Origin of the sequence: Chitinophaga sp. (genome assembly GCF_035538455.1) — a bacterium.
Taxonomy (GTDB): domain Bacteria; phylum Bacteroidota; class Bacteroidia; order Chitinophagales; family Chitinophagaceae; genus Chitinophaga.
In genome coordinates this window covers 20,218-32,719 of the sequence record NZ_DATLKJ010000212.1, presented here as the reverse complement: position 1 = coordinate 32,719, position 12,502 = coordinate 20,218, and the positions used below count along the sequence as shown (strand labels likewise).

20 protein-coding genes are annotated in these 12,502 nt (G+C 43.1%); 1 reads left to right on the top strand and 19 read right to left on the bottom strand.

Going from position 1 to position 12,502, the window contains the following annotated elements; all coding sequences use genetic code 11:
- Positions 1 to 24 precede the first annotated feature (24 nt).
- From rpsH to rplP, 8 genes are all read right to left on the bottom strand, one after another.
- Positions 25 to 423 carry a 30S ribosomal protein S8 gene (gene rpsH / locus VM802_RS25200; protein ID WP_078666988.1) on the bottom strand — a complete coding sequence of 133 codons (399 nt, stop codon included), beginning with the start codon at positions 421 to 423 and terminating at the stop codon, positions 25 to 27.
- Positions 424 to 543: 120 nt separating this feature from the next.
- Positions 544 to 813: a 30S ribosomal protein S14 gene (gene rpsN, locus VM802_RS25195; RefSeq protein WP_325535886.1), complete on the bottom strand. Its 270-nt coding sequence runs from the start codon at positions 811 to 813 to the stop codon at positions 544 to 546.
- Between the two features lie 20 nt (positions 814 to 833).
- Complete coding sequence (gene rplE / locus VM802_RS25190) at positions 834 to 1,409, bottom strand: 50S ribosomal protein L5 (RefSeq protein ID WP_325535884.1); 576 nt, start codon at positions 1,407 to 1,409, stop codon at positions 834 to 836.
- Positions 1,409 to 1,747 carry a 50S ribosomal protein L24 gene (gene rplX / locus VM802_RS25185; RefSeq protein ID WP_325535882.1) on the bottom strand — a complete coding sequence of 113 codons (339 nt, stop codon included), beginning with the start codon at positions 1,745 to 1,747 and terminating at the stop codon, positions 1,409 to 1,411. The genes rplE and rplX overlap by 1 nt, the downstream gene beginning before the upstream one ends.
- Before the next feature lie 170 nt (positions 1,748 to 1,917).
- The gene (rplN, locus tag VM802_RS25180) at positions 1,918 to 2,286 is read right to left on the bottom strand and encodes a 50S ribosomal protein L14 (protein WP_078666984.1); all 369 of its coding nucleotides are present in this window, start codon (positions 2,284 to 2,286) and stop codon (positions 1,918 to 1,920) included.
- 75 nt (positions 2,287 to 2,361) lie between these two features.
- On the bottom strand, positions 2,362 to 2,622 hold the full coding sequence (rpsQ, locus tag VM802_RS25175; RefSeq protein ID WP_325535879.1) for a 30S ribosomal protein S17: 261 nt from the start codon (positions 2,620 to 2,622) through the stop codon (positions 2,362 to 2,364).
- Between the two features lie 54 nt (positions 2,623 to 2,676).
- Positions 2,677 to 2,877 (bottom strand): 50S ribosomal protein L29, encoded by a 201-nt coding sequence (gene rpmC, locus VM802_RS25170; protein ID WP_325535877.1) that lies wholly within the window; start codon positions 2,875 to 2,877, stop codon positions 2,677 to 2,679.
- Positions 2,878 to 2,949: 72 nt separating this feature from the next.
- Positions 2,950 to 3,369 carry a 50S ribosomal protein L16 gene (gene rplP / locus VM802_RS25165; protein ID WP_142685977.1) on the bottom strand — a complete coding sequence of 140 codons (420 nt, stop codon included), beginning with the start codon at positions 3,367 to 3,369 and terminating at the stop codon, positions 2,950 to 2,952.
- A gap of 37 nt (positions 3,370 to 3,406) precedes the next feature.
- Here rplP and VM802_RS32525 point away from each other — a divergent pair, with 37 nt between their 5' ends.
- On the top strand, positions 3,407 to 3,562 hold the full coding sequence (locus VM802_RS32525; protein WP_325535874.1) for a hypothetical protein: 156 nt from the start codon (positions 3,407 to 3,409) through the stop codon (positions 3,560 to 3,562).
- A gap of 81 nt (positions 3,563 to 3,643) precedes the next feature.
- Here VM802_RS32525 and rpsC read toward each other — a convergent pair whose 3' ends face one another.
- The 11 genes from rpsC to VM802_RS25105 form a co-directional block, all read right to left on the bottom strand.
- Positions 3,644 to 4,216: a 30S ribosomal protein S3 gene (rpsC, locus tag VM802_RS25155; protein ID WP_524537101.1), complete on the bottom strand. Its 573-nt coding sequence runs from the start codon at positions 4,214 to 4,216 to the stop codon at positions 3,644 to 3,646.
- Positions 4,217 to 4,255: 39 nt separating this feature from the next.
- Positions 4,256 to 4,606, bottom strand: coding sequence for a 50S ribosomal protein L22 (gene rplV / locus VM802_RS25150; RefSeq protein WP_325535872.1), 351 nt, complete (start codon positions 4,604 to 4,606; stop codon positions 4,256 to 4,258).
- Positions 4,607 to 4,700: 94 nt separating this feature from the next.
- Positions 4,701 to 4,967: a 30S ribosomal protein S19 gene (gene rpsS / locus VM802_RS25145; RefSeq protein WP_325535870.1), complete on the bottom strand. Its 267-nt coding sequence runs from the start codon at positions 4,965 to 4,967 to the stop codon at positions 4,701 to 4,703.
- 70 nt (positions 4,968 to 5,037) lie between these two features.
- Entirely contained in the window at positions 5,038 to 5,871 is an 834-nt protein-coding gene (rplB, locus tag VM802_RS25140; RefSeq protein ID WP_325535868.1) for a 50S ribosomal protein L2, read from the bottom strand.
- 88 nt (positions 5,872 to 5,959) lie between these two features.
- Positions 5,960 to 6,259: a 50S ribosomal protein L23 gene (gene rplW / locus VM802_RS25135; RefSeq protein WP_325535866.1), complete on the bottom strand. Its 300-nt coding sequence runs from the start codon at positions 6,257 to 6,259 to the stop codon at positions 5,960 to 5,962.
- 66 nt (positions 6,260 to 6,325) lie between these two features.
- Positions 6,326 to 6,964 (bottom strand): 50S ribosomal protein L4, encoded by a 639-nt coding sequence (rplD, locus tag VM802_RS25130; protein ID WP_325535864.1) that lies wholly within the window; start codon positions 6,962 to 6,964, stop codon positions 6,326 to 6,328.
- Position 6,965: 1 nt separating this feature from the next.
- Positions 6,966 to 7,583: a 50S ribosomal protein L3 gene (gene rplC / locus VM802_RS25125; RefSeq protein WP_325535862.1), complete on the bottom strand. Its 618-nt coding sequence runs from the start codon at positions 7,581 to 7,583 to the stop codon at positions 6,966 to 6,968.
- A gap of 193 nt (positions 7,584 to 7,776) precedes the next feature.
- Positions 7,777 to 8,208 carry a 30S ribosomal protein S10 gene (rpsJ, locus tag VM802_RS25120; protein WP_524537100.1) on the bottom strand — a complete coding sequence of 144 codons (432 nt, stop codon included), beginning with the start codon at positions 8,206 to 8,208 and terminating at the stop codon, positions 7,777 to 7,779.
- A 1,698-nt stretch (positions 8,209 to 9,906) separates the two neighbouring features.
- The gene (locus VM802_RS25115) at positions 9,907 to 10,524 is read right to left on the bottom strand and encodes an outer membrane beta-barrel protein (protein ID WP_325535860.1); all 618 of its coding nucleotides are present in this window, start codon (positions 10,522 to 10,524) and stop codon (positions 9,907 to 9,909) included.
- 355 nt (positions 10,525 to 10,879) lie between these two features.
- Positions 10,880 to 11,647 (bottom strand): polysaccharide deacetylase family protein, encoded by a 768-nt coding sequence (locus VM802_RS25110; protein WP_325535858.1) that lies wholly within the window; start codon positions 11,645 to 11,647, stop codon positions 10,880 to 10,882.
- 7 nt (positions 11,648 to 11,654) lie between these two features.
- The gene (locus tag VM802_RS25105) at positions 11,655 to 12,437 is read right to left on the bottom strand and encodes a glycosyltransferase (RefSeq protein ID WP_325535856.1); all 783 of its coding nucleotides are present in this window, start codon (positions 12,435 to 12,437) and stop codon (positions 11,655 to 11,657) included.
- Positions 12,438 to 12,502 lie beyond the last annotated feature (65 nt).

The following is a 12,502-nucleotide window of genomic DNA, read 5'->3' as shown; positions in this document are numbered from 1 at the left end:
TAACAACCAGTTATTCAGAATATATTAATATACGTAGCAAACTACTTCGCCACCTACGTTCTGTGCTTTCGCTTCCTTATCGGTCATTACACCTTTGGAAGTAGAGATGATAGCCACGCCAAGGCCATTCTTCACACGCTTGAACTCTTCAGGCTTAGCGTACTGGCGAAGACCAGGACGGCTAATGCGCTGCAATTCCTTGATAGCGGGCTCTTTGGTCTGAGGGTCATACTTCAACGCAATTTTGATTACGCCTTGCTTGTTATCCTCTTCAAATTTGTATTTCAGGATATAACCTTTGTCGTACAGAATTTCTGTAATACGTTTTTTCAGCTTAGAAGCCGGAATTTCCACGATCCTGTGGGTGGCCATTTGCGCGTTCCGGATTCTGGTCAGGAAGTCTGCTATTGGATCAGTAACCATTGTTTGAAATAGTTTGATAATGTTTACAATGCGATATCCAATCGTAATAAGATGGGACTCAAATAACTTTCTTTCGGAGACCGGAATGCCGTTGAGCAGGTTCCGGGCCGACTCTTTTAATTACCAGCTGGCTTTAGTTACACCAGGGATTTTACCTGCGAGTGCCAGGTCGCGGAACATGTTCCTGCAAATACCGAAGTGACGCATGTAGCCTTTAGGACGACCGGTCAGCTGGCATCTGTTTTTCAGACGAACAGGAGAAGCGTTCTTAGGCAGTTTGTCCAGTGCAGTGTAATCACCGGCAGCTTTCAGGGTAGCACGCTTTTCAGCAAATTTGGCTACCATAGCTTCTCTTTTCCTTTGTCTGGCTTTTACGGATTCTTTTGCCATAATTATATTATCGTTTCGATTTACTGATTATCTTTTTTCATGTTCCTGAACGGCATGCCCATTTCTTTCAGCAGCTCGTAAGCTTCTTCGTTGGTTTTAGCCGTAGTAACGAAAGTGATATCCATACCGGACATTTTTGTTACTTTATCGATGTCGATTTCAGGGAAGATGATCTGTTCAGTGATACCCATGGTGTAGTTACCACGACCATCGAATGCTTTCTCGTTTACACCTTTGAAGTCGCGTACGCGAGGCAGGGAAACAGAAACCAGACGATCCAGGAAGTCATACATATTTGTACTGCGGAGAGTTACGCGAGCACCGATAGGCATGTTCTTTCTGAGTTTGAAGTTGGAGATATCCTTTTTAGACATAGTCGCGATAGCTTTCTGACCGGAGATACGGGTCATTTCGTCTACTGCGATATCCACCAGTTTCTTATCACCAACAGCACCGTTGATACCCTGGTTCAGGCATATCTTTACCAGGCGGGGAACCTGCATTACACTTTTGTAGTTGAATTTCTTCATCAGTGCAGCTGCAACTTCATCCTTGTATTTTTTCTGCAGTCTCGGAGTATATGTAGTGTTTGCCATTATTTAATTACCTCCCCTGATTTTTTAGCGATACGAATAGTTTTACCATTTTCTTTCTGTCTGCTTACTCTGGTAGGTTTACCAGCTTTAGCATCCCACAGCATCACGTTGGAGATCGCAATAGGCGCTTCCTGCTTTACAATACCACCTTTGGTATTCTGAGCAGTAGGCTTTGTATGCTTGGTAATAATGTTCACGCCTTCTACAAGAACACGGCCTTTCTCAGGATGAACTTCCAGCACTTTACGCGCTTTAGTCCTGTCCTTATCATCGCCGGCAATAACCGCCACCAGGTCGCCCTTCTTAATGTTGAATTTAGGCTTAAATCTAGTTTTCATTACTTTGATTTATTTATAAACGCCAAGCGAAACAGTTGTTTCGCTTGATTAATGTTTTTTCTCGTTTTGCAAACGGGCTGCAAAGATAAGAAATATTTACAAATTTTGGGATTTTGGTATTTTTTGGCACAAAATCCAAAAACTCCCTAAATCCCAAAATCGACAATATTTTATAACACCTCAGGAGCCAGGGAGATAATTTTCATATAGCCCTTGTCTCTCAGCTCACGTGCAACCGGACCGAAAATACGGGTACCGCGAGGTTCGTCTGAGTTGTTCAGCAGTACAACCGCGTTATCATCGAAACGGATATAAGAACCGTCTTTACGACGTAATTTGTTTTTGGTTCTTACGATTACGGCTTTAGTAACCATACCTTTCTTCGCGCCACCACCAGGAATTGCATCCTTTACAGTAACCACGATCTTGTCGCCTACTTTAGCGTAGTCCTGGCCGGAGTTACCCAATACACGGATGCAAAGTACTTCCTTGGCACCACTGTTATCAGCTACGCTCAGCCTTGATTCTTGTTGTATCATCGTAATGAGATTTGAGTTTGTTTAGTCAGCGGCTGGAACCAGGATTGCCGGCTGCAGCTTGAAACAAATAAAAAATTATTTTACTTTTTCGATTATTTCTACCAATCTCCAGCATTTGTTCTTGCTCAGAGGGCGGATTTCCGCGATTTTCACGGTATCGCCGATGCTGCACTCGTTTTTCTCGTCGTGCGCCATGAATTTGGTAGTTTTTTTAACGAATTTACCATAGATCGGGTGTTTCACTTTACGCTCCACCTTTACAGTAATGGTTTTATCCATTTTGTTGCTGGAAACCACACCTATCCTGGATTTTCTTAATTTTCTTTCGGTCGTCATTGTTGAAAGTATTTTACCCTCTTTAACGGAGGTCTGAAATTTTTATACTAATGCTTAGAAGCCCAGTTGTTTCCTGCGCAGTTCAGTTTGCATACGTGCAATATCGCGTCTTACAGAGCGGATGCTCATGGGATTCTCGATAGGCGTGATTGCATGACTGAATGTCATCTTCTTCAGACGCAGTTGCTCAGCGGAGATTTTCTCCTGGAGTTCCTGTTCGTTCAGGCCTTTCAGATCCAGCTTTTCTTTTGCCATTTGTATTTAATTTGGATCGGTAAGCTACCATGGTAGCTGCCCGGATTTATAGTTGTTATAATGTACCTGTAATTAAGCAACGTAGTCGCGGCTGGTTACAAATTTTACTTTGATGGGCAGTTTCTGCGCTGCGAGTTCCATTGCTTCTTTCGCTACCTGTAAAGGAACGCCGTCTGCCTCAAATAAAATCCTACCTGGTTTAACTACTGCTGCCCAATGGTCAGGAGCACCTTTACCTTTACCCATCCTCACTTCCAAAGGCTTAGCTGTGATAGGTTTGTCAGGGAATATGCGGATCCACACGTTACCTTCACGTTTCATATGCCTTGTCAGGGCCACACGGGCAGCTTCGATCTGCCTGTCAGTGATCCACTTAGGTTCTAATGCTTTAAGACCGAATGTACCAAAGGAGAGGGTAGCGCCTCTTTTAGCGTTCCCTTTGATGCGGCCTTTGTGCATCTTCCTGTGTTTCGTTCTTTTTGGCTGTAACATCGTCTATTTTGTTAATGTTAATAGTAATTGTTAATGATTGCTTCAGGCGCAGGGATTATCTGCGACCACCGCCACGGTTATCACCGCCTCTTCTTTCACCACCACGTTCTCTGCGTTCGCCATGATCGCGACGTTCGCCACCATGTCCATGTTCACGGCCACCGCCACGGTTATCACCTTCTTTGCCGGTTAATACGTTAGGGTTCAGATCACGTTTACCCAGTACTTCACCTTTACAGATCCATACTTTGATACCGATCTTACCATAAACAGTTTAAGCAAACAGAGAAGCGTAATCAATATCCATACGGTAAGTATGCAAAGGAACACGGCCCTGTTTCATTTCTTCCGCACGCGCAATTTCAGCACCACCCAGACGACCGCTCACTTTAATCTTGATACCTTCAGCACCCATTCTCAGTGCAGTAGCAATAGCCATTTTGATAGCGCGTTTGTAGTTGATACGGCTCTCAATTTGTTTGGCGATTGTTTCAGCAACGATGTTAGCATCCATTTCAGGACGGCGGATTTCCAGAATGTTGATCTGAACATCTTCCTTACCTGTCAGTTTCTTCAGCTCTTCCTTGATGCGGTCAACTTCGTTACCACCTTTACCTATGATGATACCAGGTTTAGAAGTATGAACAGTGATAATCAACTTACCTAAAGTTCTTTCGATCACAACTCTTGAGATACCGCCTTTATTGATACGGGCGTTCAGATAAGTTCTGATCTTGTTATCTTCGATCAGTTTGGTAGCAAAATCTTTCTTGCTGCCATACCAATTAGAGTCCCATCCTCTGATGATACCTAACCTGTTACCAATAGGATTTGTTTTCTGACCCATGTTCTGGTTATTTGTCTATTAGTTTAATAGTTTTAATTTCTACTGTGCATTTTTTGCATCCACCACAATCGTAACGTGATTACTTCTCTTGCGGATACGGTAACCCCTTCCCTGTGGAGCCGGACGCATTCTTTTCAGTGTGCGGCCGCCATCAACAAAAATGGTTTTTACAATCAGGTTAGCGTCTTCTACCCTGGCACCTTCGTTCTTCACTTTCCAGTTTGCGATAGCAGATACCAACAGTTTTTCTAAAGGTACGCTTGGGTGCTTTGGATGGAATTTCAAAATATTCAAAGCCTTCTCCACATCCAGACCACGGATTAAGTCTGCCAGCAAACGCATTTTGCGGGTAGATGTAGGATTATTATTCAGCTTAGCTACTGCTTCCATTGTTATTAATTTCTTTTATTATTTAGTGTCTGACGTCTGGAGTTTGAGATCATGGCTTGAACCTGTCTTCAAACCTCAAACCTCAGACTATAATTTACATTTTCTTGTTAGCGTGTCCTCTGAAGTTACGTGTAGGTGCAAATTCGCCCAGTTTATGACCAACCATGAATTCCGTTACATAAACAGGAATAAATTTGTTGCCATTGTGAACAGCGAAAGTGTGACCAACGAAATCAGGAGTGATAGTAGAACGGCGGCTCCATGTTTTAATAACGGTGCGTTTGGTGCCGGCATTCATTTTCTCAACCTTGGTTTCTAATTTCTGGTCTACGTAAGGACCTTTTTTTATGGAACGAGCCATGTCTTCTTATTTATGATTTTTCCAATTCCGGGTTCCGGGGTGTTACTTCCGGAGCCCGGATTCCGAAATATTATAATTTTTTACCGTTTTTCCTGCTGATGATCAGTTTGTCAGAGCTCTTATGCGGCTTTCTGGTTTTCAGACCTTTCGCATATTTACCCGTTCTTGATCTCGGATGGCCTCCTGAAGATTTACCTTCACCACCACCCATCGGGTGATCCACAGGGTTCATTGCCACACCACGGTTGCGGGGGCGGATACCTCTCCAACGGTTAGCACCGGCTTTACCGATAGACTGCAGAGCGTGATCTGAGTTGGAAACTGTACCAACTGTAGCCATACAACTGTTTAATACTTTACGCAGTTCGCCGGAAGGCATTTTCAATACTGCATATTTTTCTTCCTTGTTGGACAGCTGTGCATAAGCGCCGGCGCTTCTTGCGATAGCACCACCTTTACCAGGCTGCAACTCAATGTTGTGCACAACAGTACCCAGTGGCATATTTTTCAGCGGGAGTGCGTTACCTACTTCAGGAGCTACGTCAATACCACTGATTACAGTGCTACCTACCTGCAGACCCTGGGGAGCAATGATGTAACGTTTCTCACCATCTGCATAACTTACCAGTGCGATAAATGCACTACGGTTAGGATCGTACTCGATCGTCTTAACTGTAGCAGGAATGTTTACCTTTTCGCGTTTGAAATCAATCACACGGTAGGATTTCTTGTGACCGCCACCGATGTAGCGCATCGACATTCTACCTTGTGCGTTTCTACCACCGGATCTCTTTGCAGGCTCCAGGAGGCTTTTTTCAGGGGTATCCGTGGTCAGCTCAGCGTAAGCGTTGCCTATTTTCCAACGGGTACCAGCTGTCATCGGTTTGTACTTCTTCAGTGCCATTACTTCCTAAAAAGTTAAATGTTATTGATAAATATTAATCGTGATCTGTATATACATCCACATCCCGGCTGTTTAGGCCAGAACGGCACTACATGTTAGCATACAGATCTATAGTTTCGCCAGATGCGAGGGTAATGATCGCCTTCTTATAAGCAGGCTTCTTACCAGCAATGAAACCGGCTTTAGTAAAGCGGAATTTAGCTTTACCTGGCATTACGGCAGTATTTACTTCCGCAACAGATACACCGTAAAACTCTTCCACTGCTTTCTTGATCTCCAGTTTGTTGGCTTTTTTGTCAACAATGAAGTAGTAGCGGTTGAATTTTTCGGTGGCTTTATTCACCTTTTCGGATACTACCGGTTTGATTAAAACGTCTGAAAGTTTCATCTCTTTATAGCTTATAGCTGTTAGCTGTTAGCTGTTAGCTTTGTTATTTAATTGGTTTTTAACATCCTACGCTTCTGCTGGCTCTTCTGTGAAGATTTTAGCAGCGCTTTCTGTAAACACAATGTAGTTGCTGTTCATGATGTCATAAGTATTGATATCACTCAGCACGGCGCCATCCACAGTAGGAATGTTCCTTAAAGACAGATAAACATTGTCAACGTACTCAGGAGTAACGAACATTGTCTTTTTACCTTCTACATTGATGTTCAGGTTCTTTAAGATACCAACGAATTGTTTGGTTTTTGGAGCCTGCAGGGCCAGATCTTCTATAATGATGATGCTGTTTTCCTTAGCTTTAACAGACAGCGCAGAGATCTTAGCCAGATCTTTCACTTTTCTGTTCAGCTTAATGCTCCAGCTGTGCGGCTTGGGACCGAAAATGGTACCACCACCTTTATACAACGGGTTACGGATGTTACCTTTACGGGCACCACCAGTACCTTTCTGTTTGTGCAGTTTACGGGAAGCACCTTTCACTTCAGCTCTGGTCTTCACCTTGTGAGTACCCTGACGCTGAGCAGCGAGGTATTGTTTAACAGCCAGGTAAATAACGTGGTTGTTAGGCTCAACACCAAAGATCTCCTCGGGAAGTTCAATAGACCTTCCGGTTTTCTTACCTTCTATATTTAAAATATCAACTTGCATGTTACTTCTGGATTAAAACGATTGAACCATTGTGGCCGGGAACGGAACCACTTACCAGGATATAATTCTTTTCAGGGAATATTTTCAGGATCTTCAGACCTTTCACTTTCACTCTTTCATTACCTGTCTGACCAGCCATACGCATACCCTTGAAAACGCGGGAAGGATAAGATGATCCACCAACAGAACCAGGAGCCCTGCTTCTATCGTGCTGACCGTGGGTAGCTTCACCCACACCAGAGAAACCGTGGCGTTTTACAACACCCTGGAAACCTTTACCTTTGGAAGTGCCTACTACATCAATTGATTCACCTTCTGAGAAAATCTCGCAAGTGATAGTTTCGCCGAGGGCTTTCTGTACATCCGGATTACGGAATTCTTTTACGAAACGTTTGGGAGAGGTGCTTGCTTTCGCGAAGTGACTGCTTTCTGCTTTAGTGGTGTGCTTCTCTTTCTTTTCACCGAAAGAAACCTGAATTGCATTGTAACCATCTGATTCCAGGCTCTTTACCTGTGTTACAACGTTGGGACCAGCCTCGATAATGGTGCAGGCAACCTGCTTGCCATTAGGCTCGAAGATACTGGTCATACCAATCTTTTTACCAATAATACCTTTCATTTTTTATATGATTTTACCCAGCGCCTGGGGGATCTCTAGCTATCCCCAGGATGGGCGGTTTAAATACATTTATTGGGCGGCCGCCCAGAAGGCGCGACCTATGTTAAATTTGTTAAAATTGTTGTATACTGATAAACAGCAACAACCATAAATCAATTAAAGGCGGGCCTTTTGCCCAGCCTTGCTGTTGTCCTTATGCTTTAATTTCAACCTCTACCCCAGAAGGTAAATCCAGCTTACTGAGAGCATCCACCGTCCTTGAAGAAGACGTGTAAATGTCCAACAGACGCTTGTGAGTACACAACTGGAATTGCTCGCGCGCTTTCTTATTTACGTGCGGAGAACGCAATACCGTAAAAATTTTCTTCTCTGTTGGTAAAGGAATAGGACCTGTTACCACGGCACCCGTGTTACGCACGGTTTTAACGATCTTCTCAGCAGACTTGTCTACCAGGTTATGATCGTAGGACTTCAGCTTGATTCTTATTCTCTGAGACATATGCAATGAACTTCTTCTTTTTTTCCCATTTACAATTTGGGAGGGCAAAGGTAACCCGCATTTTTCTATTTGGCAAATAATTCTCAGGAAAAATGTAAAAAGATGACCGGCAAAGCCTTGCCGCATCTACAAATAAGTGGGGTATGTAGCAGGGAGTTAGTAAAATTGGCCTCCGAAAACATTCATTTTGTGAGCTTTAAGTCTTAGCTTAAGTTAACATGCTCTAGTGCCGACAAATATAGGAAAACAAAAATCAAAACCAAAAAAATCCAATTTTTTTGAAGCACCGAGGAATAAATACTGTTTCCTCCCAGAAAAAAGAGACCTCCCTCCCGGGGATAGTCTCCTGATACCATTCCAATATTTCATTTGAACTACCGCTACAAGGGCAAGCCCCCACCCAATCCATTCAAGAGATTTTTAAGTAGCCCAAAAAGCAAGTTCAGCAGTGAAGTCAGTAAATCCATAAGACATGGTTTTCTTGGTGGCGCCTACTCTTTTCTTGCTGGTTTTCGGCAATCCCAGCTATTATTTGTAAGAGAAAATAAACTTTCAGGAAGTGAGCGGATTAAAGCATGGTATAAACATTGTTTCCAATCAATCACCATTCTTTTGCGCGAAACCGAAGTGATCAATTATAATTCGGATTCCATACTACTAAAGAAGAGCCTACATTAAAAACTCCTCCCGTTTATAACAGGAGGAGTCAATTGAGGTCGTATGGGAGTCTTTAGTAACTCTATTAGTTCGTCTTCTTTAAGGCAGGTAAATTATATACCCCCTGTTATTCCACCCAGTCCGCCCAACACACTATTCAGCAGCGTTACTATAAGCGCCAATATTTGATTCAGCAGATCCATAAATAAAGGTTTTTCAGGTAAGTGCCTACTCTATTCGTTACTGGTTTTCGGCAATCCCAGCGGTTAATGGAATGAAGGAAATAACCATTTGATTATAAAAGTAAAAGCAATATCTCAAACTAAGCCCGTTCATTTTATTCATTTTAGAGATCATTAATCATTTTATTCAGTCCTTTACTGTGAACAGTTTCGGCCGATAATCCATATAAAATAAACGTCATTATTTAATTATCATGTTTACGTCATTTCACTAACGTACTGTGCTATTAAAAGACAAAAGGTGTTCAATCCTGAGCCCCACCGCTCATTCAGACATCAAGTCCACCTCTCCTTCGTCTCTCATTCGATTATCAAAGGGAGTAGAAGCACGCTTTGAACTTTTTAAAGGCTACGTTTGCTTTAGTTTTTTAATCCTGATGTCTGTTAATTGTATAAATGAAAACTCCTCTTCCGCTTACAGCAGAAGAGGAGCATTAAGATCGTAAGGGAGAAAGATAGTCTAGTAACTTATTATCTAATAATTCTTCCCTTAAAGGTAGGTCAGATTAAAGACCTCCCAGCAGAGACCGTATAAGGCCTAAAATTGTACCCAGCAATTGATTCAGCAAATCAGACATAATCAAAGGTTTTTCAAATAAGCGCCTACTCTGTTACATGGTTTTCGGCAATCCCATTTTGGTTGTCTCGCTAATAATGCTCCGTTAAACAAAAGCATCATTGTTGATGTCGGATTTAAAATTAAAGGCTATTGAGAGAATAACAACCGTTCATTTTGTTCATTTACCAGAATGAAAATCATTGCTGTTCAATCCGCTGAACAAGCGTACTTATGCAGGCACCCACATATAATCATTGAATTATATTTTGTACCAACCATGCTGAAATACGACAGGAGTCCAAATAAAAAACTCCGACAGCAATTACTATTGCTACCGGAGCGCCCTTTTTCTTGTTGCCAGTAAAATTATTTTCTTCCCTTCTCTTCTCTGTAGATCTGCTTAGCTTTTGCAGACGGGAGATAGATCTGGAAACCCACGTGCAGACCAATTCTGTTTGCAGTGGTAGAGTTACCTCCACCTACAGTCAGATCATATTTCAGCAATCCTTCGAGGCCCACATTCGGTGTAATAAAATAAGCAATACCGGGTCCTATACCAGCATTAAAACCATTGGTAGAAGCCCCGCTCGCCGGGTTTGTACCTGCAATACCCGCATTGGCTTCTGCAAAGAAGCGCACTCTCTTGGAGAATTCAAGTTTCCTGATGTTCTTATCCTCAAAGAAATAACGGGCAAATGCACCTACACCATAATTTGTGCTGGATGTTTTTACATCGGTGTCTTTATTCTTTGTAGTGTTCACACCAAAATTAACATACCCACCGATCGCAAGACCGTCCATAATGAACCAACCAATTTTGGGGGAGAGGTTGAAATCAAATGCATTGCCTTGCTTCTGAAAAGTGAAATTGATGTTAGTAAGATCAGCGCCAACCATCAGGTTGCCTTTCTGAATTTGTGCGTTTGCGACAGAGCCAAACAAAACTCCCAATGCAACCAGGGTTAATAGACGAATTTTTTTCATAGTCTGTTTTTTAGTTTTAACAAATAGCATGCTGAATGAACAAATAACAGCTACAACAAAACACAAGGGCGTTTGCGTTTTGCATCTATAGCCGGCTTTAGCCAAAGGATTAATGAGCTTTTAAAAAAGGCAGGGGGATAATGGGAATTATACTTATAGTACTCAAACAATCACAACATATAACCGTTACTGTTATATTGTCGCAAAACTACTGAAAATGAACTTAATAAGAGCCCTTTTGTTAAAAAAAATATAAAAAGATTCTGGTCACCGGCTACAAGCATCCTCTCGATACCAATTTTCCCCGGTACAAAAACTATAACACCTGTGGTTCCTATGTTGTTTGCTGAAATTTTTACTGCAGCATGTCAATGTGAGCACAGAACTGCCCCTGTTGTTGTAAAAATCTCAAAAAGCCTTCCAGTTTGTCCTGCATCCGCGTGCCACAGATACGCTTGATATATGCCGGTAAAGCATATTCCTGGATATTTACCAGCTCCCAGGGATGAAAATAGAAAGACAGATACTTATCCTTTCTCAGAATAGCTCTGGAGAAGTGGCGGGTTATCCACAACGGTGCATTTTTTACACTCAGCCAGAATACCGGGTATCTTACGATCGGAGAAACAGACGATGGTATGATCCAGACATCATTTTCCTGGTACATAGTCCGTGGAAGATGCCAGTTATTATAACGACCCGGCAGCCAGGTTGGGTTAACTGAGGCATCATAAATATAACCTGCATCTCTGAGAGCGGTCATGTTCACCTTGCGGAGCCGCGGCATGCGGAAACCGCGGATCTGTTGCCCGCTTATCTCCTGCAGTGCCAGCCTTGACCCTTCAAGGTCTGCATCTGTAAAAGAACTGTGATAATAAGCATGAGAAGCAATCTCATGTTGGGCGGCCATCTTTCTGATCAGTTCAGGATAATGCTGTGCCCAGTATGCGGTGATAAAAAAAGTGGCTCTGACCTGGTATTTCTCAAAAAGGTCCAGGGTTGCCTGGAGCCCCTTTCTCGAGATTTCCAGCTTCTCCTGTAAAGGCACCTGCTGGCCAAATTCCTCCGGTATATCAAATTCTTCTACATCTACACTGATCAGAATCCTGTTCTCCTGCTTCATAAATAAGTTAAGCGGCGTTTGCACTGGTGATTATCCGGACATAATTCCTCAGTTCTTTCATCAGGAGTTTTACCCTGAAAGAGGAGAACCGGATACCGGGGCGGCAAAATACTGAAATAACGCCTATTTTCAGATGTGGCTTTTTACCGGCATGGTATAAAAACTCACTATCGTAGAGGAAACCATCAACGCGGGTATTGAGGAGCACACTCCTTCCATGGGCATTAAAACCCTTTAGACCGGCTTGTGCATCATCTACTTTTAAACGGAGCAGTGTCCTGTTCATCATGCGACTGATCCGGGTAATGATACGACGCTTGCGCGGCAATTCCTTCAAGTAGGCCGCCCCCCTCTCTCCTGCTACCACGTCAATTCCCTGCTGCAGCTGGTCGTAGGTTTTTTTCACAGCCTCCACGCCAAACGGGAAATCCAGGTCTGTATATACCTGGAAAGCATATTTCGACTGTTTCACCCCTTCGCGTACAGCATACCCCTTGCCGCGGTTTTGTTCATAGCTGACAATAGCAATACCCGGGATAACATCCCTGAGCAAAGCCATCTGCTCCTCCGTAAAATTCCGGGTAGACCCGTCATTCACCAGGATCAATTGAACCGGCACCGGCCCCATGAGCGCAGTAACCTCTGCATAATGCCTGACCAGCGATTCCACCCACGCCCCTGAAGGGTTCCAACAGGGCAGAATCAGGTCCAGGCCTGGAGTCAGTGTAACCTGCTCCAGCGATTCATATTTAACAGTTGCAGGAGGTGCTTGTAATAATTCTACGTACATATTCAGTCAGCTATCAGTAAACACACAGGTTAAATCCGAATTTCTAAAATAGTGACGCATGAAAA